Origin of the sequence: Winogradskyella sp. (genome assembly GCF_965228925.1) — a bacterium.
In the GTDB taxonomy this organism is placed as follows: Bacteria; Bacteroidota; Bacteroidia; order Flavobacteriales; family Flavobacteriaceae; genus Winogradskyella.
In genome coordinates this window covers 3,966,270-3,988,435 of the sequence record NZ_OZ245845.1, presented here as the reverse complement: position 1 = coordinate 3,988,435, position 22,166 = coordinate 3,966,270, and the positions used below count along the sequence as shown (strand labels likewise).

General features: G+C 36.3%; 23 protein-coding genes. 15 read left to right on the top strand and 8 right to left on the bottom strand.

Annotation, left to right across the window (positions count from 1 at the left end):
- Position 1: 1 nt before the first annotated feature.
- Positions 2 to 1,492 carry a Na+/H+ antiporter NhaC gene (gene nhaC / locus ACO052_RS16610; protein WP_422104914.1) on the bottom strand — a complete coding sequence of 497 codons (1,491 nt, stop codon included), beginning with the start codon at positions 1,490 to 1,492 and terminating at the stop codon, positions 2 to 4.
- A 175-nt stretch (positions 1,493 to 1,667) separates the two neighbouring features.
- Between nhaC and ACO052_RS16605 the strand changes: the two genes are divergently transcribed.
- Positions 1,668 to 2,690 carry a metal-dependent hydrolase gene (locus ACO052_RS16605; RefSeq protein ID WP_422104913.1) on the top strand — a complete coding sequence of 341 codons (1,023 nt, stop codon included), beginning with the start codon at positions 1,668 to 1,670 and terminating at the stop codon, positions 2,688 to 2,690.
- Positions 2,691 to 2,703: 13 nt separating this feature from the next.
- Here ACO052_RS16605 and ACO052_RS16600 read toward each other — a convergent pair whose 3' ends face one another.
- Complete coding sequence (locus tag ACO052_RS16600; RefSeq protein ID WP_422104912.1) at positions 2,704 to 3,918, bottom strand: aminotransferase class I/II-fold pyridoxal phosphate-dependent enzyme; 1,215 nt, start codon at positions 3,916 to 3,918, stop codon at positions 2,704 to 2,706.
- Positions 3,919 to 4,081: 163 nt separating this feature from the next.
- Between ACO052_RS16600 and ACO052_RS16595 the strand changes: the two genes are divergently transcribed.
- The 5 genes from ACO052_RS16595 (at position 4,082) to lpdA (ending at position 8,911) form a co-directional block, all read left to right on the top strand.
- The gene (locus ACO052_RS16595; RefSeq protein ID WP_422104911.1) at positions 4,082 to 4,537 is read left to right on the top strand and encodes an Lrp/AsnC family transcriptional regulator; all 456 of its coding nucleotides are present in this window, start codon (positions 4,082 to 4,084) and stop codon (positions 4,535 to 4,537) included.
- 3 nt (positions 4,538 to 4,540) lie between these two features.
- Positions 4,541 to 5,167: a CPBP family intramembrane glutamic endopeptidase gene (locus tag ACO052_RS16590; protein WP_422104910.1), complete on the top strand. Its 627-nt coding sequence runs from the start codon at positions 4,541 to 4,543 to the stop codon at positions 5,165 to 5,167.
- Positions 5,168 to 5,261: 94 nt separating this feature from the next.
- Positions 5,262 to 6,866, top strand: coding sequence for a S41 family peptidase (locus tag ACO052_RS16585; protein ID WP_422104909.1), 1,605 nt, complete (start codon positions 5,262 to 5,264; stop codon positions 6,864 to 6,866).
- Positions 6,867 to 6,947: 81 nt separating this feature from the next.
- Positions 6,948 to 7,502, top strand: a complete 555-nt coding sequence (locus ACO052_RS16580; RefSeq protein ID WP_422104908.1) for a porin family protein — start codon at positions 6,948 to 6,950, stop codon at positions 7,500 to 7,502.
- Between the two features lie 8 nt (positions 7,503 to 7,510).
- Positions 7,511 to 8,911 (top strand): dihydrolipoyl dehydrogenase, encoded by a 1,401-nt coding sequence (gene lpdA / locus ACO052_RS16575; protein ID WP_422104907.1) that lies wholly within the window; start codon positions 7,511 to 7,513, stop codon positions 8,909 to 8,911.
- 129 nt (positions 8,912 to 9,040) lie between these two features.
- Here the strand turns inward: lpdA and ACO052_RS16570 are convergent, their stop codons facing one another.
- From ACO052_RS16570 to ACO052_RS16560, 3 genes are all read right to left on the bottom strand, one after another.
- Positions 9,041 to 9,631, bottom strand: a complete 591-nt coding sequence (locus ACO052_RS16570; RefSeq protein ID WP_422104906.1) for a hypothetical protein — start codon at positions 9,629 to 9,631, stop codon at positions 9,041 to 9,043.
- Positions 9,632 to 9,700: 69 nt separating this feature from the next.
- Positions 9,701 to 10,432, bottom strand: a complete 732-nt coding sequence (locus tag ACO052_RS16565) for a LytR/AlgR family response regulator transcription factor (RefSeq protein ID WP_422104905.1) — start codon at positions 10,430 to 10,432, stop codon at positions 9,701 to 9,703.
- On the bottom strand, positions 10,425 to 11,336 hold the full coding sequence (locus tag ACO052_RS16560) for a sensor histidine kinase (RefSeq protein ID WP_422104904.1): 912 nt from the start codon (positions 11,334 to 11,336) through the stop codon (positions 10,425 to 10,427). Before ACO052_RS16560 ends, ACO052_RS16565 begins: the two co-directional genes overlap by 8 nt.
- Before the next feature lie 370 nt (positions 11,337 to 11,706).
- On the opposite strand from ACO052_RS16560, the gene ACO052_RS16555 reads away from it, so the two are divergent.
- From ACO052_RS16555 to ACO052_RS16530, 6 genes are all read left to right on the top strand, one after another.
- Entirely contained in the window at positions 11,707 to 12,108 is a 402-nt protein-coding gene (locus ACO052_RS16555) for a MotA/TolQ/ExbB proton channel family protein (RefSeq protein WP_422104903.1), read from the top strand.
- 19 nt (positions 12,109 to 12,127) lie between these two features.
- On the top strand, positions 12,128 to 13,381 hold the full coding sequence (locus ACO052_RS16550; RefSeq protein WP_422104902.1) for an alpha/beta hydrolase-fold protein: 1,254 nt from the start codon (positions 12,128 to 12,130) through the stop codon (positions 13,379 to 13,381).
- A 114-nt stretch (positions 13,382 to 13,495) separates the two neighbouring features.
- Positions 13,496 to 13,900, top strand: coding sequence for a DUF2721 domain-containing protein (locus tag ACO052_RS16545; RefSeq protein WP_422104901.1), 405 nt, complete (start codon positions 13,496 to 13,498; stop codon positions 13,898 to 13,900).
- Between the two features lie 86 nt (positions 13,901 to 13,986).
- Positions 13,987 to 14,583: an RNA polymerase sigma factor gene (locus ACO052_RS16540; protein ID WP_422104900.1), complete on the top strand. Its 597-nt coding sequence runs from the start codon at positions 13,987 to 13,989 to the stop codon at positions 14,581 to 14,583.
- On the top strand, positions 14,567 to 14,740 hold the full coding sequence (locus tag ACO052_RS16535) for a hypothetical protein (protein ID WP_422104899.1): 174 nt from the start codon (positions 14,567 to 14,569) through the stop codon (positions 14,738 to 14,740). Before ACO052_RS16540 ends, ACO052_RS16535 begins: the two co-directional genes overlap by 17 nt.
- 32 nt (positions 14,741 to 14,772) lie before the next feature.
- Complete coding sequence (locus tag ACO052_RS16530; protein WP_422104898.1) at positions 14,773 to 15,606, top strand: mechanosensitive ion channel family protein; 834 nt, start codon at positions 14,773 to 14,775, stop codon at positions 15,604 to 15,606.
- A 96-nt stretch (positions 15,607 to 15,702) separates the two neighbouring features.
- Here ACO052_RS16530 and ACO052_RS16525 read toward each other — a convergent pair whose 3' ends face one another.
- Both ACO052_RS16525 and ACO052_RS16520 read right to left on the bottom strand, forming a co-directional pair.
- Complete coding sequence (locus ACO052_RS16525) at positions 15,703 to 17,058, bottom strand: DEAD/DEAH box helicase (protein WP_422108076.1); 1,356 nt, start codon at positions 17,056 to 17,058, stop codon at positions 15,703 to 15,705.
- 44 nt (positions 17,059 to 17,102) lie between these two features.
- Positions 17,103 to 17,993 (bottom strand): aldose 1-epimerase family protein, encoded by an 891-nt coding sequence (locus ACO052_RS16520; RefSeq protein WP_422104897.1) that lies wholly within the window; start codon positions 17,991 to 17,993, stop codon positions 17,103 to 17,105.
- Between the two features lie 77 nt (positions 17,994 to 18,070).
- On the opposite strand from ACO052_RS16520, the gene ACO052_RS16515 reads away from it, so the two are divergent.
- A complete protein-coding gene (locus tag ACO052_RS16515) occupies positions 18,071 to 19,363 on the top strand; it encodes an anthranilate synthase component I family protein (protein WP_422104896.1) in 1,293 nt (430 codons plus the stop codon).
- 80 nt (positions 19,364 to 19,443) lie between these two features.
- Positions 19,444 to 20,028 carry a hypothetical protein gene (locus ACO052_RS16510; RefSeq protein WP_422104895.1) on the top strand — a complete coding sequence of 195 codons (585 nt, stop codon included), beginning with the start codon at positions 19,444 to 19,446 and terminating at the stop codon, positions 20,026 to 20,028.
- A 6-nt stretch (positions 20,029 to 20,034) separates the two neighbouring features.
- Here ACO052_RS16510 and ACO052_RS16505 read toward each other — a convergent pair whose 3' ends face one another.
- On the bottom strand, positions 20,035 to 20,724 hold the full coding sequence (locus ACO052_RS16505; protein ID WP_422104894.1) for a hypothetical protein: 690 nt from the start codon (positions 20,722 to 20,724) through the stop codon (positions 20,035 to 20,037).
- A gap of 118 nt (positions 20,725 to 20,842) precedes the next feature.
- Here ACO052_RS16505 and tilS point away from each other — a divergent pair, with 118 nt between their 5' ends.
- A complete protein-coding gene (tilS, locus tag ACO052_RS16500; protein WP_422104893.1) occupies positions 20,843 to 22,156 on the top strand; it encodes a tRNA lysidine(34) synthetase TilS in 1,314 nt (437 codons plus the stop codon).
- The last annotated feature ends 10 nt before the right edge of the window (positions 22,157 to 22,166 follow it).

Sequence of the window (22,166 nt, the reverse complement as noted above, 5' to 3'; positions counted from 1 at the left end):
GCTAACTTGATTTACTGGTTAGCATTTTAATTTTTATTCTAAATGCGGCAAAAAGTAAGGTTGTAAAAGGACTTAGCCAATTAAATATGGCATAGAAAAAATAATCAGCTACACTTACCTCAAGCACGCCAGATTGATAGGCGCCACATGTATTCCAAGGAATAAGGACGGAAGTCACCGTCCCTGAATCTTCCAATGTTCTACTTAGATTTTCTGGAGCCAGCCCTCTGTCTTCGTAAGCCTTTTTGAACATTTTTCCTGGTACTACAATGGCCAAATACTGATCTGACGCAGTTATATTTAATGCCAGACAGCTAGCGACGGTGCTTACAAATAATCCGAAGATAGATTTGGCCATTTTTAATAGTGCTTTTGTGATTCTCGATAAAGCACCAATGGCATCCATAACACCGCCAAATACCATAGCACAAACGATAAGCCAAACAGTATTTAACATACCATACATCCCCTTTGCTTTAAATAGCTTTTCATAATCTTCAGGAGCATCTAACTTTGTTTCTATGGTTATCGCATTCATAACAGCTTGATAGGAAGATTTAAAGTCAACAACTTCAGAACCAGATAATGTTTTAATAATATCGGGTTGAAAAATTACTGCAAAGATTCCTCCTAAAAGTGTACCAATGAACAGTGCTACTAAAGGCTTTACTTTTTTAACAATCAATACAATAACTACAATAGGAACTATAAATATCAATGGCGAAGTATTAAATTTTGATCCAATTAAATTTGTAATTTCTGATGTATCCGTACTTCCAGAAGTAGATTGAGTGAAACCGATAATAATAAAAACCATGAGCGTTATTATTATAGTTGGTACCGTTGTAAATGCCATATATCTAATATGGGTGAATAAATCCGTTCCTGCCATAGCCGGTGCCAAGTTGGTAGTATCACTCAATGGGGACATTTTATCGCCAAAATAGGCACCAGATAATACAGCACCTGCTGTCATACCTAATGAGATTCCCAAGGCCCCACCAATACCTATGAGAGCAATACCCACAGTTGCTGATGTTGTCCATGAACTCCCTGTCGCAATAGAAATAATAGCACAAATTACCACGCATGCGGCCAGAAATATAGTAGGATTTAATATTTGTAAACCATAATAAATCATAGTAGGGATTACACCGCTAATGAGCCAAGTTCCAGCTAAAGCGCCTACCATAAGAAGAATTAATATCGCACTAGTCGTTGATTTTACATTTTCAGCAACTTCTTCGAGCATCCGTTTATAAGATACTTTATTTCTAAAGCCAACGATGGCAGCAATTGCGGCAGCAAAAATAAGTGCAAATTGGTTTGGACCTTCAATTGAATAGTCTCCAAAAGCGACTAATACGTTATATGCGAGTAACCCGATTAAAACAATCAACGGAATCAAGGCTTCCCATATGTTTAATTCTGTGTTATCAATTATTTTCTGGTCATCTACCTTAATTTCAGAAATATTCTTGCCGTCTTGCATTTTTAGTTCAGTTTAGTTTTGTAATGTTACGATTTTGTAAAGCGATTTGCAAATTGATAAGCCGATGCGCCTTGTGTCTTTGGATTATCGGGAAATCAATTGTGGTCTTTTCTAGACTTTGATCAGAAAGTTTTTCGGAATTGGAATTTTGAATTTGGTATTTTAGCATGGCATTATGGATTCATTAACTCAAATTGTTTTAGGTGCTGCTTGTGGTGAAGCTGTACTCGGCAAGAAAATTGGCAATAAGGCCTTACTATTTGGTGCCATTGGTGGTACCATACCAGACTTGGACACATTTGTTGGTGCTGCACTATACGGTAACGAAATTGATGCCATGCTCTTCCATAGAGGATTTATGCACTCCATTTTGTTTTCGATTTTAGGCGCGTTTCTTTTTGGTTGGTTGACTCATAAACTTTACGATACAGGAAAGCGATCAGATACAACTAACCAAGGTGATTGGATAAAGCTCTTCTTTTGGTCCCTGTTTACCCATGTAATTCTCGATAGTTTTACGCCCTATGGGACCCAACTTTTTGCGCCATTTTCAAATTACAGAGTGGCTCTTAATAACATCGCGGTAGCAGATCCTTTGTATACAGCGCCCTTTCTTATTTGTATGATTATTTTGATGTTTTATAAGAGAACAAAGGCACGGAGGCGACTTTGGCTTAAAATAGGCATTGGGATTAGCTCTTTTTATATGATGCTAACACTTTTTAATAAGACTTATATCGATACTATTTTTAAAAACACATTAAATGATAAAAACATTAGCTATTTTAGATTTAGTACACAACCCGCTATTTTAAATAATATACTTTGGTATGGTATTGCAGAAACTGAGGATGATTATCAGGTGGGATTTTATTCATTGCTTGATACATCCAATCGTTTTTCTGACTGGAAAACAATTCCCAAAACACGAGATCTGAGCAAAGATGATTTTGACGACATCAAAGGTTTGGCCTGGTTCAGTAATGATTATTATAATATAGAATCATTAGATAATGGCGACTATCTCTATAAAGACTTAAGGTATCCTATGATGAAGACGCGCAAAGGCTATAAAGCGATTTTTAATCTTATGTTGTACAAGGATGAGGATCGCTTAAATATGAAACCCTTTGAGCCTGAAACAGGTGATTTTGGCTTTGCTATGAATGCGCTTTGGATACGTTTAAAAGGACAATGAAGGTAACGGGGGTTTAAACCAGCTCAGTTTCAAGAATGTTTAATTCTATCATACATTTTTTCATCATCTTATACGTGCGCTCTATATCGGCATCTAATCCTATTGAAAAGCGAATTAAACCATCACTTAATCCCATTTCAGCTTGCTCATCTTCGGGAATCTCGGACGATGTTGAACTGCCGGGTGCACTAAACAAGGTTTTATAGAAGCCCAAGCTTACGGCCAAATAGCCCAAATTGCATTCTTGCATAAGTTCCATAAGCTCATTGGCCTTTTCCAAAGAACCGACATCGATGGTCATCATGCCACCAAAACCGTACTTATCATTCATCATAGATTTAAATAAACTATGTGATGGATGGGACTTTAGACCCGGATAGACGGTTCTTAAGCCATCTTTTTCAAATTGAGTTGCCAGATACATAGCATTATGGCTATGCTGCTGCATTCTGATGTGCAATGTCCTTAAATTCTTCAAAACAGAAGCAGAACGCAAACTATCCATGGTTGACCCTAAAAGCATAGCCGCACCGTCATTCACATTTCGCAATTGATCGATGAAGTCTTGCGATCCGCAAACCACACCACCAACCGTATCGGAAGAGCCATTGATAAACTTTGTCAGACTATGGATAACGACATCTGCTCCCAATTTAGCGGGAGAAACGGATAGGGGAGAAAAGGTATTGTCGACAACGAGCTTTAGGCCGTGTTTTTTGGCCAATTGCGCTAAATTTTTAATATCCGCGACTTCCAATAAAGGGTTACTAACAGACTCACAGTATAGGACTTTGGTTTTTGAGGTTATGGCCGCTTCAACACGATCCAATTTTGTGATGTCTACAAAAGAAGTGGCAATGCCCATTCTAGGCGCAAAGTTCTTTAAAAACGCATAAGTACCGCCATAAATAGTCCTGCTGCTTACAATGTGCTCTCCGGATGTGCAAAGTTGTAATAAAACAGGGGTAATTGCTCCCATACCAGAGGCTGTAACCGTTGCGGTTTCGGTCCCTTCCATTGCCGCCAAAGCTTCGCCCAAATATAAGTTCGATGGGGATGAGTGCCGAGAATATAAATAGCAGCCATCGGCATTGCCCTCAAAGGTGTCAAACATGGTTTTAGCCGATAAGAATGTATAGGTAGATGAATCTGATATGGATGGATTAACCCCACCAAATTCGCCAAAATACTGTAAATCTTGAATATTATTAGCAGGTTTAAATTTCATGGTTTTTGACTTAATTGGTTATATGCAAATTTCTTAATTATTAGACATAAAATCAATATATAATGAATATTAAAGAAAATAAAACTTATAAATATTAATTTATTAGAAAAAAAATCTATATTTTTAACAGACACATAGTTTTATCCGAAAAATCGTTTAAATAATGTTAGATGATATAGACAAAACGCTGCTCAAACTACTACAGGAGGATTGCAAACAGACCAACAAAGCACTTTCAAATACGCTTGGTCTGTCGGTCACAGCGGTTTATGAGCGTATTAGAAAGTTAGAGCAAAAAGGTATTATTAGTAATTATGTAGCCTTAATTGAAAAAAAGAAAGTCAATAAAGCATTTGTTGCGTTTTGCCATGTAAAGCTGGTACAACATTCTCAAGATTATGTTATGAAATTTGAACGGGAAGTTCGTAAATTAGAGGAGGTTTTAGAGTGCTACCATATTAGTGGAGATTATGATTATTTATTAAAGGTACAGGTTGAGAATATGGAAGCGTTTAGAGAATTTATGGTGAAAAAGCTCACAAAAATTGATCATATTGGCAGCACACACAGTATGTTTATGATAAACGAAGTAAAACACACCACTGCAATCACTTTGTAATTAATGAAAAGTATACGCTATAGACTCATAGAGTTTATTTTAATATTTGTAATAACTCCGATTAGTTTTGCTTTAGAGTTTCCTATTTGGGTAAAACTACTCATCGGGCTTGGGGGCTTTATATATATTGTATATGTGCTGCTTAAAGTGGAGCATAATAAATTTAAGCTTCGAGAGCATATCAACTGGACACAATTCTGGCAACGAACCGCCATAAAATTTGTAGCAATAGCTATAATTACCTCAGTATATATGTATATGGTAGATGATAAAAATCTATTCATTGTTGTAAAAACAAAGCCTAATCTTTGGGTCATGATTTTATTTATCTATTCTTTTTTCTCGGTATATCCGCAAGAATTGATCTATAGAACATTTTTCTTTCAGCGTTATGAATCCTTGTTTAGGACCAACGGTGTTTTTATATTGGTAAATGCAGCGCTATTTTCCTTGGCCCATATTTTCTTTAGAAACACCTTAGTGATGTTTTTAACTTTTATAGGAGGTATTTTATTCGCATTAACATTCAAAAAGACAAAATCCACACTTTTGGTGTCTATTGAGCATGCTATTTATGGCTGTTGGTTATTCACGATCGGAATGGGCGAAATGCTCGGATTTCCTTCGTGATAAAAAATTGAAAGTTGAGACAACCATTTTTATTTTTTTTACGTCTTTAAGAGTACAAAGGGATTTTAAAGTAAAAACCATCAATTAATTATTAATGAAAAAGCTAATTCTTATGCTAAGCCTCCCATTGGTTTTAGCCTCTTGCGCAAGCGTAGAAAAACACAATTTACAAATCACCAGACTACATGCTGTTGAAGATTTACATGAAGATGTGGACAAGGTCTACAAACAACTAAAACGTCACCATCCACGTTTATACCAGTATAGTTCAAAAGAGACTTTGGACTTTAAGTTCGATAGCCTAAAGAAGTCCATTAAAGAGCCCATGGATAGTCGTACATTTTATAAGCAGTTGTCTCAAGTGACAAGATTTGTTGGGCAAGGTCACATGTCAGTATCTCCACCATCTCGGCAATTCAAAAGAAAAGAACGAAAGGCTTTAAATAAAACAAAATTTGATATTAACAATCTCGATTTTGAATATCTTGATCATAAACTTTTGGTCGTCAATGCAAGGGGTAATGACTCAGTACTTGTTGGAAGCGAAGTGCTAGAGATTAAAGATGAGAATCCTTTAGGGCTCATTGAACAATATAAAAAGCGGTTTGCTTCTGATGGGTACAATACCACATTCTATAATCGGGCTGTGGGGACGCGATTTATGCGTTTTTACCTAAGCGACAAAGGGCGTTTTGACAGTATATCCTTAACCTTCAGAAATTCTGACTCTACATTTGTAAAACACTACAAGCGCAGGCTTAAGGATAAGTATGCATCAAAAGACTTGGATACCGCCTTGGCAAAAGATTCGCTTCAGCCCATAAAAACACCCAAGGTGAAGCTGACCAAAGTAGAGCGTAAAGCAAAAAAACGTGAAGCAAAGGCTAAGCGTAGATATAACAGTAAGTATGGTTATAGCGCATTGCGTGATGAATATAATAGAAGTTTAGATTTTGTTGGACCTGATAGTTCTGTAGCCGTTATGAAAATTAGAGGATTTTCCAATGGAAACTACAAGGCGTTTTATGATGATACCTTTAAAACTATTGATTCGTTACAAACAGAAACTCTGGTTATAGATTTAAGAGATAATTTTGGTGGTCGTCTTAAAGAAATTACATATTTATATTCCTATCTTACGGATGAGAACTTTGTGATGATTAATCCAAGTGAAATTAATACGAGATCCCCATTTTTAAAATATACAATGAGCAATTCGAGACCGACTGGCATAAAGATACTTGCCGGTATATTGTCGCCATTTATTTATGGTTATGAATTGTGCAAGACTAAGAAGAAAAACGGACAATTATATTACAGATTCAAAGCCTCTAGAGAGCAAGACCCTAAACCTAATAATTTTAAAGGGAAGATTTACGTATTAATCAACGGTAATTCGTTTTCAGCATCTTCAGTATTGTCTACCAAGTTACATGGAGATCAACGAGCGACTTTCGTTGGTGAAGAAACAGGTGGGGCTTATAATGGTACCGTTGCTGGATTCTATAAGGTTTATGAATTACCAAATACAAAGGTAAAAGCAAGAATTGGTTTAGCGCATATTGATGCTCCTTATAAAACTGAACCTGATGGTTATGGTGTGAAGCCAGATGTTGAAATTTTACCAACTTACCAGGATAGATTAAATCAGAGAGACCCAGAACTCGAATGGGTATTGGAAGACATCGAAAGAAAGTAAAAAAACGACGGCTTTAATATTAGTCGTTAGATTCGCAAATCACTAAACTAAGTTGTATTTTTGCTTTTCATTTGGGTCTACATGAAAATACTTTTAGTTGCATTACTTTTTGTTTCTTTTAGCCTTGTTGCTCAGCAACATCCCTATGGCATAAAAGCGGGTGGTAATATTGCAAATTTGGCAGGAGATGGTACCGATGGCCTTTCGTCAATAATTAATTTTCACGCAGGGTTTTTTATGGAAATAGGGCTTACTAAAGATGTTAAAGTGCAGCCAGAATTATTGTTTACGGTATACGGATTTGAATTAAATGAAGGGGATGATCCTAATGTAAGATTAAACTATGTGGCATTACCAGTAATCGCTAAGTATTTTGTTTCAAAAGCCTTGAGTCTTGATGCCGGCCCTCAAGTGGGTCTGTTAGTGACCGCCAAAAATGGTACCGGTTCTGAGGCCGACGTAAAATCCGATTTTTTTGATAGGGATTTTGGGATAAATGTTGGTGCTAGTTATGCCATTTCCGACAAAGTTAGTGGGTCATTAAGGTATTACATAGGTTTAACTGATGTCACCACAGCAGATACAAAAAATCAAAATAGAGCATTTCAATTAGCATTTCAATTTAAAATAAAATAGCATATACTATGAATTCATACGATGTCGCAGTAATAGGTTCGGGTCCCGGTGGTTATGTCGCAGCAATTCGCTGTGCACAATTAGGGATGAAAACTGCAATTATAGAAAAATATTCTACCCTTGGCGGTACATGTCTTAATGTAGGGTGTATTCCAAGTAAAGCCTTATTGAGTTCTTCTCATCATTATGAAGAGGCCACCAAGCACTTTGAAGAGCACGGCATTGAGATTCCTGGTGATATAAAGGTCAATTTAGAAAAAATGATTGCTAGGAAGCAGGCCGTTGTGGACCAGACCACGGGAGGTGTTGACTTCCTGATGAAAAAGAACAATATCGACGTTTATGAAGGCTTAGGATCGTTTATAGACGCTACACATATTAAAATTGAGGGAAAGGACGCTGGCGAAATAGAAGCTAAAAATATTATTATAGCTACAGGTTCTAAGCCATCCAATCTACCTTTTATAACACTAGATAAAGAACGAATAATCACATCGACGGAAGCTTTAAAGCTTAAGGAGGTTCCGAAACACTTAATCATCATTGGTGGTGGTGTGATAGGTTTAGAATTAGGACAGGTGTATTACAGATTAGGAGCTGAGGTAACGGTCATTGAGTATATGGACCGAATTTTACCGACAATGGATGCCGGATTGTCTAAAGAATTAAACAAAGTATTCAAGAAGGCTAAATGTAAAATGATGATGTCTCACAAAGTACAATCTGTTGAGCGAAATGGTGATGAGGTCCTTGTGAAAGCTGAAAATAAAAAGGGAGAAGTCGTAGAGTTTAAAGGCGATTATTGTTTGGTGTCTGTTGGCCGTCGTCCATATACGGATGGTTTAAATGCAGAAGCCGCTGGTGTTAAAATTAACGATAGAGGACAAGTTGAAGTTAATGACCATTTGCAAACGTCTGTGCCTAATATTTATGCAATAGGTGACGTCGTAAGAGGTGCCATGTTGGCCCACAAAGCAGAGGAAGAAGGTGTATTTGTGGCAGAAACCCTTGCGGGACAAAAGCCACATATCGATTATAACTTAATTCCGGGAGTCGTTTATACTTGGCCAGAAGTTGCAGCAGTTGGTAAAACGGAAGAAGAGTTAAAGGCCGACAATATTGCATATAAGGTAGGGCAGTTTCCATTTAGGGCCTTAGGTAGAGCCAGAGCAAGTGGTGACACTGATGGTTTTGTAAAAATCTTGGCGGATAAAACCACCGATGAAGTTTTAGGTATACACATGGTCGGTGCGCGCTGCGCCGATTTAATTGCCGAGGCGGTAACGGCTATGGAATTTAGGGCCTCTGCAGAGGATATTTCCAGATATTCGCACGCACATCCGACATTTGCTGAAGCGGTTAAAGAAGCAGCATTAGCGGCTACGGATAATAGACCATTGCATGTTTAAAGTAAGACTATTGTCATTCTAAACCTGCCTGTGTTTAAATATTTCAGAATCTAAAACAAAAAGCGAACTGCACTTCGACTAAGCTCAGTGACCATGTTCGCTTTTTTTATGATTTTTATATCTCAAAGCCTAAAGCTCCTGCATCAAATCAACAATACGTAGGCGTTTGGAGTAATCATCTTCATTGATGTCGCGCACAAAACAATAAGCGCTTATATCTTCATTTTTTACTTTTGCGGTAAGTTCCTCAACCGTATTAGGTCCAAATTCTTCAGATTCTGAGATATAGTAGAACTCGTGCTCATAGATAACATTGCTCACCTTTTTCCTGTACTTTTCCTTTAAGAAAGATTGAATATCTTCGACAGAATTTAAGTCCTCATCGTAGTTGGTTGTATTGATGTATAAGGCAAATTCTTGCTTGTCTTGATGATTGAGTACTAAGATGTCATCATCTTTAAAATAGGCCTTTACGGTAATGATGCCATCTTCAGTTTCTATGGTGAAAATATTATGAATGCTTAATGTCCAGGATGTTTTAATCGTAGCGTCTTTTCTTTCAATCTCTAAAATATTATCATCCCTAAAGGTGTAAACCGATTTCTTTTTGGAAATACCATTAACCAATACCCATTGCTGATTAATGAAATGAGAGTCGTGGTGACGCTCATAATCAAAAGGCTTAAGATTAGGTATAGTATTATGTAGGTAATCGTTCATCAAGCGGTTAAAAATTACTATAGCCAGAGACTATGATAACGTTAGATTTGGACTTTTATTTACATAAACTTAGAAATTTTCCAGAAGTTTTAAAACTTCTTTCTTATAACTTCGACTAATGGGCAGCGCAATTCGATTAACTGTAACTTCTTCATTAGTAAACGATTGAATTTTCGATAAACGGACAATATAGGAACGATGAATTCGTAAAAAATGTTTTTTGGGAAGTTTAGCCTCAATAGCACTTATAGTTTCTCTTGTAACAATAGTCTCCACCGAATTAGACTTTATTGAAGAATTGAGGTGTATTTTTACATAGTCACTATAGCTTTCAACGTATAGAATACTATCAAAATCGACTTTGAGCATCCTTCGGTTAGAACGTACAAAAATAAAGTCTTGATGTTCTGATAATAACGTAGATGCTTTTTTAGAATTGGTCGCTATTTCAAAATAGCGGTTTACGGCTTTCAGTAAACGTTCAAAAGCAATAGGTTTTAAAAGGTAATCTACGGCTTGTAAATCAAAACCTTCAACAGCATAGTCTCTGTAGGCCGTAGTGAATATGATTTTAATAGCCTTGTTGATAGATTTGGCAAAGGCTATTCCGGAAATTTCGGGCATATTAATGTCTAAAAAGACTAAGTCGACGGCATTGTTACTTATGAAATTAAAGGCTTCTATGGCATTTTTACACTGCGCCAAGACCTCAATGTTTTCAATATGGGATAGATGAGAGGCAATGACCTCTCGTGCAATAGCCTCATCATCAACAATGATACAAGAAATGGCTTTAGACATTGGCTAACATGAGTTTAAGTTGTACTTCGAATACCTGATCAGTTTCAATGATGTTTAACTCGTAACGGTTGTTGTACAACAGTTCTAAACGCTTTTTGATATTTTCTAACCCTATACCTGCTGATTTTGAAGTTGATTTTGAATGCGAATTTTTACAACTGAAAACAATACAATCATCTTTGCAGTTTAATGAAATATCAATATTTAGAACACCACTTTCAATTTTGCCATGTTTAAAACTGTTCTCTACAAAGGGCAAGAACAACATAGGGGCAATTTCGATAGATGTTGAACAGCCTTCTTCAGAAAAATGCACATCTAAGGTGTCATTAAACCGCATTTGCTCTAAGCTGATATAATCCTTAATGTGATTGATTTCATCCGCTAGCGCTACTAAGGGCTTATCGACTTGGTATAGCAGGTAGTCCAAAAGATTGGATAGTTTCAAAATCATTTCAGGGGTTTCTTCAGCTTTTTTTAATGCATAGCCATACATCGTGTTTAAGGTATTAAATAAAAAGTGCGGATGAATCTGCATTTTTAGATAGTTGAGTTCCTGTTCTTTCAACTTTAATTGGGCTTCTAGGATTTTGGTCTCTAATTGTTTGGTTTTCGCGGTTTGCTTTACATTGAGTTTTAAAAGCTTAAAAGCGCTTACAACAAAGACTACTAAGTAAACACCTGCCATGATAAACAGAATATTCTTGGTGGCAGGATTCATTTCCGCATACTCAAAACCTGAAATATAAATAAGGCTAAAGAATATAGAGGCCATGACGAGATATGCAGAAATGATGAATGTATATACGCTGTAGAGTGCAAACAGCCAATAGCGCTTAGTGACCAAGTAATCGGGTATTAATTTATATATCGACACATAAGTCGTCGCTATGGTAATAGGCATTAAAAATAGTGAAAAGGAGAGTGTTTCGCTTAAATTTTTGGTGCCAACACTAAAAAAATATGTATAAAAAAATAAGACTCCTGTCCAAAATAAGAGATGGAGCAGTACTTGACCTACTTTTTTTAGAATAAACCGTTTCGTAAACATGCATGCGTAATGAAATACAATAATAGTACATTTTTTAACCGGGATGATGCTTTTGTAGACGAACGACGGATTTAACACTGGTTTCAACATGTTGTCATATCGCGCACTAAATCGGTGATTCGTCGCAAAACTTAAAATGGCTTAGGTGTTGTTTATAGATTTGAAATCACAATCAAAAAACAAACATGTTATTAATTAAAAACTATAACTAAATTTACACACTATGCAATTCACAATTTCTTTACTGACTACTCAGTTTGCCGACCGTTTTAGAGAAGGTGGTCCTTTTTTTATGTCCTTAATTTTAATCTGTTTACTGCTCTCGCTTTTTCTCTTGGTTAAAGGGTTTTTAAGTCTTAAAAAAGACACAAAACAGGCAGAAAAAATGCTCAGCTTAACCGTTGATACGAGTTTACTCGGTTTGGTTATAGGTTTTTTTGCCTCTGTTATAGGCCTTATTACGGCCTTTGATTCTGTAGAGGCCTTGGGAGATCCTAATCCCGCGATCTTTGCGGGAGGTCTTAAAGTATCACTGCTCACGGCCACTTTTGGTCTATTTACTTTTATTATTGCCAGAATAGGCATATTGATTTTACGATGGTTAATTAATGCTGATAAGGCATAAATTAAAAGCACTCAGTGACATGAAAAATAGAATTCAAATGCCATTGGCTTTGATCGTATTTATGTGTTTTAATTTATTGGTTAAAGCACAAGCCCATCACAAAGAAAGGGAGTTAATCGTTACTGATTTGGTCGACAGTATCAACTCAAATGTACAGAAGACCTATCGTAAGTTTTGGGTAAAACTTCCTGAAAATTATAATCCAAGCAGTGATTCAAAATATCCTGTAGTTTATCTTTTAGATGGTTTTGCATTAAAGAATAATTTAGTGACGGTATACGACAATTATTGGGGGCATTATATGCCGCATATGATTTTGGTAGGTCTATCTAATGCAACCAATAGAACTTTCGATTTAACAACTTCAGAAATTAAATCAAGACATGGAGCAGCATTTAGTGCTAAAACTGGAGGCGCAGATCAATTTGTAAGATTTATTGAAAGCGAATTAATACCACATATTGATAGCCATTTTCCAACAACAACGCACCGCACTTTAATTGGGCATTCTTATGGAGGGCTTTTTACCATAAATATGTTGTTAAATCACGCCCACTTGTTCAATAATTACATCGCTATAGACCCCAGCTTAGATTGGGACGACCAGAAGTTATTGAAACAGTGCAAAGCGGTCCTGGCATCAAAACACCTAGAAAATAAATCGCTTTTTGTGAGTCTGGCAGCAGAACAGCTTCACATGTTTGATGAATCGATTACTTTAGAAAACATAAAGCACGACCAAAGCGAGTTTACCTTGTTTGCACGCTCAATTATAGAATTCTCTGAGTTTGTGTCCGACGAAGTTACTAATGGATTGAATTTTTCTTGGAAGGTCTATCCTGAAGATTTACATGGTACGGTTCCATTGCCTTCAATACGAGATGGATTGGTACATGTTTTTAAATGGTACCAGTTTATAAGCCCTCAAAAGTATAACAATAGCGAAACAACATTGTCCGAGTTAAACCAATTATTGAAAACGCAAGAGGAGATATACACTAAAAATTTTGGGTATAACTCACCACCAATGCTAGAAGAACTTTTTGTGGGGTATGCCCAAATGTTTTTCCAAACTGGTCAGCACGAAAAAGCGAGGCTGTTTATCAGCAAAGCCATAGAATACTATCCCAACGGCACTGAGGCCTATGACGCTATGGTAGATTATTATCAAACTATAAGTGATAAAACCAATGCTATAAAATATGCTACAAAGGCTTATGAAATTAGTAAAAGTACCTATCATAAGAATAGATTGGATGCTTTAAAGAATTAGAAATATAACAGGATAAAACATGTACGAATAGACAATTAAGCGAGCGAACTTATTAAAGTTCGCTTTTTTTATGCTTTGTAAGGGTATGCTTAGTAATTTTGTAAAAACATAACAATGGAAGCACTAACCCTCACCACACCAGCACTTTTATTTTCAGCTATTTCTTTAATCATGCTAGCATATACCAATCGTTTTTTAGCCTATGCAGCGGTGATACGAAACTTGAGCGAAAAATATAAAGAAAAGAAAGAAGCCTCCCTAATACGCCAGATCGACAATTTAAAATTGCGATTAAACTTAACGCGTTGGATGCAAATCTTTGGTATATCCAGTCTTTTGTTGTGCGTTTTAACCATGTTCTTAATTTATATAGACTTACATACATCAGCAGTTTGGATGTTTGGCATTGCATTATTGCTACTTATTTTGTCATTGGCTTTTTTAATTAGGGAAATACAAATTTCGACCCAAGCCTTAGGGCATCATCTCAGCGATATGGAAGACTATTTAAAGCAGTAAGAATTTTTTTATAATTAATGTGACTTCACTAAAAAAGTGGTGTCTTAAACCTATACCAACTAAGATAAAAGAACTAACAAACCAACTTGACAACAGACGCCGTTCATAGCCTAACCGATGAAGCGCTCGTAGAAGCAATAGTAAAGACAAATGACACCTTGTTATTTGAGGTGCTCTATGATCGATATGCATCTATGGTTTACAATAAATGTTATGGGTTTGCTAATGGTGTGGATGAGGCTAAGGACCTAACACAAGATGTATTTCTAAGAGTATTTGTAAAGTTGGCCAGCTTTAAGGGGAAGTCAAAATTTTCGACTTGGTTATATGCGTTTACATATAATCATTGCGTAAATTACGTTACCAGAAATACGGCTAAAAAATTAGAGAAGCAATCGGTAAGTTCAGAGAATGTTGACATCCAAAATATTGGAGAGGATGTGGATTCTACGCGTGAGTTCGAAAGTATGAGAGTAGAGCAGTTAAAACGCGTTATGGAGTTGATAGCTCCAGAAGAAAAAATGATTCTGTTGCTAAAGTACCAAGATAATCTATCCATAAAGGAATTATCGGACGCTTTAGATATTGGTGAGAGCGCGGTGAAAATGCGCCTAAAACGAGCAAAAGAAAAACTTGTACAGAAGTACAATAACCTATATACGAAAGATGGAGAATCCATTTAAGCAAATAAATCAGCCCATGAAGGAAGTTCCGCCAGAGCTTAAAGCTAAGGTCATGCACGATATTGCCATGGCTAAGCTATTGATGGAGCTTGCCGAGCTGTTTTCGTATAATATCGGCTATATCATAGATACCGTAAGCCGAAATAGAGAAAAATAAATACTTAGTAAACCCTAGCATAAATTTTAAGTATGGAAAAAGTAACAGATTTTAAAAATACGGCACTACAGTCATTATCATCAATGTGGCCAGAATTTATGGCAGTAGCTTTAAAGGCATTAGGAGCTTTGGTCATACTGTTTGTGGGTTGGTTGGTCACAAAATTAGTGGTTAAGGCCATAAGAAAGGTACTTAAATTGGCCAAGGCCAATAAACTCGATGACAAATTAAACGACATTGAAATCGTAGAGGGAAAAACCCTCAATTTTGATACCATTAAGATTGTCTCAAAATTCGTAAAATGGGTGATGTACATCATTTTAATTATAATGGTGTCTGATGTTATGGGATTAGAGATTATCTCTAATCAAATAAGCGAATTGCTGTCATATTTACCGCAGCTCTTTGCAGCATTGATCATTTTTACATTAGGCTTGTTGTTCGCCAATTTTGTAAAGAAAGGCCTGAAATCCTTCTTTGAATCCATGGATTTATCTGGAGGAAAGATTATAAGCCAGATCGTATTCTTTTTGTTATTGATATTTATCTCTATTACGGCTTTAAATCAAGCTGGTATCGATACGACGATTATTACTAGTAATATCACAATGATTATGGCGGCTTTTCTTTTAGCTTTTGCTATAGCATTTGGATTAGGGGCTAGAACCGTAGTTGCCAAACTTATGCACACCTTTTATGCTAGAAAAATGTTCGAAGTGGGTCAGAACATTGTTTTTAACAATGAGAATTACACCGTAGAAGAAGTAAAGAGTATTTCGGTAATCTTAAAAAACGCTGAGGGCAAATTAATAGTACCAATAAATGATCTTATGGATAATCAAGTACAAATGCAGGATCGACTATAAGGTTAGGGTTATAGATTTTATCTGGTTATAAAATGTGGTCCTGCCGTACTTGACCTAAAAAGAAGAACCTCTTTAGTACAAAAGAGGTTTTTTCTGTTATCTGCGTTTTTTGTTGCGTCGATTATAATTTTTGTCTCCTCGCGTTTTAGGTTTTTTATATTTTTTTGCTATTTCACGCCTGTAAGAACCACCTTGGTTGACCTTTTTGTTCTTGTCTTTCTTTTCATGAAATGCAGATCCGGGCGAATCGTCTTTTTTCCGTTTTATAGGGTTGTTGCGCTCTTTTATTTCAGGGCGTTCCTCTTCGATGAGTTCTGTAGAAATCTGCACCGAATCGGGAATTGCAAGTGTTTTAATCTGTAGTTGCATTAAGTCCTCAATCTTCTCACGTGCTTCTTGTTCCTTTTCCGTTGAAAATAACAGGCTATGCCCTTGTTTTTTAGCTCGCCCTGTTCTACCGATTCTATGCATGTAATTTTCGGGATACTCGGGAGTGTCAAAATTAATAACATGAGTAACATCATCGATATCCAAGCCTCTCGCCATCACGTCCGTAGCTACGAGCAAGCGATGTTCACCTTCTCTAAACTGCTCAATACTTCGCAGTCTATAATTCTGCGTTTTATTAGAATGAATAACACACGATTGTCCTGGAAATAAGTCTTCGAGCATATCAAAAAGGCGATCGGCCATTTTCTTGTAAGCCACAAATATGAGCACTTTAGAAAATGCATGATCGTCTTTCAGTAAATGTTCTAGTAAATTGACTTTAGTGAAAAAATTGGGGACATCATAACGTTGCTGTTCAATGTTTTCTAGAGGAGTACCAGATACCGCAATTTGAATTTTGGTCGGATTAATGAAAAAATCCGTAATCAATTCATCCACATCTTTGGTCATCGTCGCAGAAAACATAATGTTCTGCCGACGTTCTGGTAAGATATCGAAGATATTCATCAATTGATGCCTAAACCCTAAATCGAGCATCACATCTACTTCGTCGATAACCAATTTCTGAATGGATTTTAATTGTAAAACCCTACTAACTGCTAAGTCATAGAGTCTTCCTGGCGTAGCTACTATAATATCTTGGCCTTGGGCGACGGCTTGTTTTTGCGTGTTGATATTAGTACCGCCATAAACCCCTAAAACGCGATTATTAATATACTTTGAAAGTTTCTCAATTTCATCGACAACCTGCACAACCAACTCTCGGGTAGGGACAAGTACCAGAACTCTTGGATTATCTTGCCTCGAATATTTGAGATGGCGCAAAATAGGTAGCATATAGGCAAAGGTTTTACCCGTTCCTGTTTGGGCGATACCCACAACATCTTTACCAGAGGCTATGACATTAAAGGCCTCAGCCTGAATTGGTGTCGGGTGCTCAAAACCCAGATCATCAATGGCATTGTAAAGCGGTGTGTTTAAATTTAAGTATTGAAAAGTCAATCGTTCCATAGTTGCTGCAAAACTACCACTATTAATCTACTTAGTTAGATTAAATGGGCTTTATCTATTTCAATGCTATAACTCGCTTTAAAATCGGTATCAGGCTGTAATGCGATGATACCTTCCTTTTCTGTAAATTGTTGATTGGTACTTTCGGCATCTGCAATACCTAACCAAGGTTCTATACAAACATAAGGAGCTTTGGGTTTTGCCCAAATACCCAAATAAGGAAACCCATGGAATGTCACGGACAACACTTTTCCTTTTTGTTTATGCTTTAAAGTTACTTTTCTGGATTTAAGGTCTTTAAAAATCAAGGCATCTTCGTTAAATAAATCTGGTCTTAACTGAATGCTATGCAATCCCGTAAAAACCGGTTTTGTCTTTTTAGTGACTAGCCCAGTGGGCATATTCAAAATATAGGATTCGCTACTTTCAGCTTGTTCAAAATCGAGAATGTAATCCGTATAGCGTTCGTCATCGTACAAAGGACAACTAAAGGCAGGATGACCTCCCAAAGAGAAATAAATGGCTCCACTATCCGTATTTTTTACGTAATGATGTAAGTGAAGCACATTATCAATAAGCTCGTAGGTCAGTAAAAATTCAAAATCAAAAGGGTAAATTGCTTTTAGTGTATGATTAGACTTTAGCTTAAATGTAATTTTAGATTCAGATTGCGCCACAACTTCAAAATCTTCATTATGCCTCACAAAACCATGCTTAGGCATGTTGTAGGCTTTAGAGTTGTAGTAGTAGGTGTCATCTTTTAAGGCCCCAATAATTGGAAATAAATTAGGGGCATGACTTCCCCAGATATTAGGATCGGCTTGCCATAGGAATTCAATATTCGATTTTACAGAAGTGATGTTGCATAATTCTGCACCTCTGCCTTTTATACCAATTTTGAGGCTTTCGTTTTTAAGACTGTACATTACTTTTATTTTGTCGAAATATAAGACTTATACCATTAAAAGTATTCTGTTTATTTTTGCAAAACTAAAATGATCTATTGAGAACATCACTTACTTATCCATTAAAACATTCCGAGAATTTCAAAAGACAATTATTGTCTTGGGCACAACAATATGATGATGTCGTTTGGCTAGATTCGAATCATCACAAAGACAAACTACGTAGTTATGATGCTATATTGGCGGTAGATGCGTTTACAAGTTTGCAGACAGATGATCACAACGCATTTGATCGTTTGGATGAGTACCAGCAAGTCACTAAAGATTGGATTTTTGGCTATTTAACTTACGATCTTAAGAATAGTATTGAAGATTTGAGGTCCGATAATTTTGACGGGATAGAGCTTCCCGAACTCTATTTTTTCCAACCTAAAAAACTTTTTTTACTTAAAAATGATACTGTAGAAATCCGATATCTGAGGCTTGTGGAAGATGAGATTGAGACGGACCTGAACAGCATTAAGCAACTAAATGGCCAAGCTAGTAAACCAACGGGTAATGGTATTAAAATTAAGCTTAGAATCCATAAAGACGACTATTTCGAAAAAGTCAATACAATGCTGGCCCATATTAAGCGAGGAGATATATACGAAGCCAATTTTTGCCAAGAGTTTTATGCTGAAGATAGTACCATTGATCCAATAATGACTTTTAATCATTTAAATGACATCTCTAAGCCTCCATTCGCAACATTTTTAAAAGTTGACGACAAGTACTTGTTATCAGCTTCGCCGGAGCGTTATATTAAAAAAGAAGGATTAAAAGTCATTTCACAGCCCATAAAAGGAACAGCAAAACGATCAAATGATAAGATTGAGGATTTGTATTTGTTAGAGGAATTGGCTCATAATCCAAAAGAGCGCAGCGAAAATATAATGATAGTGGATTTGGTTCGTAATGATCTATCTCATACGGCTAAAAAAGGTAGTGTTAAGGTTGAAGAATTATGTAAAGTATATTCGTTCTTACAAGTGCATCAGATGATTTCTACCATTTCTTCTGAAGTGGATTCGAACGTAGCTCCTGTTGAAATTTTAAAAACTACATTTCCGATGGGAAGCATGACGGGTGCCCCAAAAATCTCAGCGATGAAAATTATTGAAGACTTAGAAGAAACTAAACGCGGTTTATACTCTGGCGCTGTGGGTTATTTTTCTCCAAATGGGGATTTCGATTTTAATGTGATCATTAGGAGTATTCTCTATAATGCTTCGAAACACTATATCTCTTATTCAGTCGGTAGCGCTATAACTTCAAAGAGTGATCCTTTAAAAGAATATGAAGAATGCCTAGTTAAGGCCAAAGCCATGCGCGAAGTACTCGAGTCTTAAATATTCATAATTCAAATTTTTTACTGCAACCTTTTCATTTTTTTACATCTATATAGTATAGACATCAAATAATATAGACTATGAAAGCTAATTTTTCTTCTGTACTTACCATCTTACTTTTTTTAATTTTTGTTTCCTGCGCTGATGACGATGATAATAATATAGATCCTGCTAGCGAAGTTCTATTATTGCAAGTTGATTTTATGACCAATACTTTTGAAGGAGGTAAAAAGTACGTTTTTGACTCTAGTGTTGAAAGTTTTACAATATCTTCAAACTACCAGGCGCCTGGTGATTTTGGTAACATCGCATTGTATTATGATGAATTAAACGAAATGATATTTGATGGCTCCATAGTTTGGATGGGAACTGGACAACGCTCATTTCCTGAAAATTTAATTAATCCTGATGATTTTCAAAATAATACCAATCCGGTGCCGATGCCTTCAGAAGCTAATTTTCAGACAGTAATGTATGATGATTTTGCGTATTATCCAGATACAATTGATTATTCGGCCATATGGAATTCAATTTCCAATTTGCAAGAGGTAACAGACTTTAGGAATAACAATCCTAATAGTGAAATTAATTTGTTCTTATATACTCCAAGCGTTGGTATTGGCGACCCGAACGAATGGGATTGGGTGTTGTTTTTAAAAAAATAAAGGCGTTCATTCCAAATGCCTTCTGAAACTCTTTTTTACGCGATCGAAAATGAGCACTACGCGTGATGTTTCAATATTTTTGATTTTGGCAATAGCATCAAAGTCTAAATTTCCAAAGATGTAGAGATCAACAATGTTTGAAATAGTTATAGGCAACCAACTATAAAATCGACCAAAAACTTTCGGTGATTCAGACTTGGATAAATCTTCCAGCTCAAAAGCATTAAGTATTGAGGTTTGCTTATCATCGTATAAATACAAATGGTTGTGATGGTCCTGCTGATACGAGATATCGCTGAGCTCAGTATTCAAGATCAAATCTAAATCGGCATCAATAGTGTAATCTTCGCCCAATTTAGAAAGTTCGTCTTTCAGAATAGTGTCCGTGCTTATAGTCGTCTTGTGATAGGCTTCCTTTTTAAAGAGCAGATTCATATAGTTATCTACGAGCTTGAATAGCTCTAGCTTTACGGCCGTTCTTTCGGCTTCAATATTAAAGCCATTGCTGTAAAGCTCTATAATGCATTCATCAATAATGCCATTGGATGAGTACATGTTTTTTGGTAAAATACCAGTAGATTCAGCGATGTAAATCCTGTGTTTTACATAAGGATGCAAATGAGGTACTGCAGAAAGTACTTTTTTATCAAAAGCAGTTTGTGCAGATTTTGACGAGATTTCTTTAAAGGTACTCATGAGCTAATGATGTTTTATGTCCTTAAAGCTATTGATAACTATTTGTCTTTTCTATGACAATTGTCATTTTAAAGAAAACACCAGTGGTTAGGCATTGCCAATATTGTATATTTATACCATGTTTAAAACCTTTGAGGAATATATTAATAATCGTCTACCATTCTTAGGTTCAGCAAAATTACTTATTGGTATTTCTGGAGGTATTGATAGTGTAGTGCTTTCGCACTTGTGTAAGATGCTCAACGCTGATTTTGCATTAGCACATTGCAATTTCAATTTAAGGGGAAAGGAAAGCGATGCTGACGAAGATTTTGTTTTGGAATTAGGAGAGGAGCTGGATGTTGAAGTATTTATTCAAAAATTTGATACGGAGGTTTATGCCGATAAACAAAAGCTTTCTATCCAAATGGCGGCGCGAGAATTGCGGTACCATTGGTTTGAGGAATTGGCCGAGCAACTGGATTTCGATTTTATTCTTACGGCCCATCATGCCGATGATAATTTAGAAACCTTTTTAATCAACTTTACCAGAGGAACAGGCTTAAATGGCTTAACAGGAATTCCAGAAGTTAATAACCATGTCGTAAGGCCCTTATTACGGTTTTCTAGAGTAGAGATTGAGGCTTTTGCTATGGAGCATCAAATTAAGTGGCGCGAAGATAGTAGCAACACGTCACGTAAATATTTGAGAAATAAACTACGTCATGAAGTGGTCCCCATTCTGAAAGAAATCAATCCACAATTATTGAATAGTTTTCAGGACACCTTGAGTTATTTAAATGACACGGCTGATATCGTCGAAGAGAGTTTAAACGCCGTTGCGAAGCGTGCCATAGTTGACATTTCTGATTATGGAATTACGTATAAAATCTCAGAATTTAAGAAAGTGAATAATCCGAAGGCCTATCTTTTTGAAATGTTCAAGGATTTCGGATTTACGGAGTGGAATGATGTTGTAGAACTAATGGATGCCAAAACAGGGAAGTATGTGAAGTCTAGCACACACCGATTAATTAAGCATCGTGAGTTTTTAATTTTAGCCGATAGTCATTCAGAGCAAATCGAAGCACCCATTATTATGAGTCAATCTGAGAAATCGATTGAAACACCCATAGGTATTTTACACTTTGAAAAAGCCAATAAGCTTAAAGATAATTCTAGCAACACCATTTTTGTAGACAAATCTAAACTTAGTTTTCCATTGGAGTTACGTTTGCACCAATCTGGAGATGTGTTTTATCCATTAGGCATGAAAGGCAAAAAAAAGGTGAGCAAATATCTTAAGGATGAAAAGCTTTCTGCAGTAGAGAAAGAACATACTTGGGTATTGACTTCGGAGGACAACATTGTTTGGGTTGTTGGAATGCGCGCCGATGACCGATTTAAAGTCACTAATCAAACACAGAAAATCCTTAGAATTGGAGTGAATTAGAATATCGATG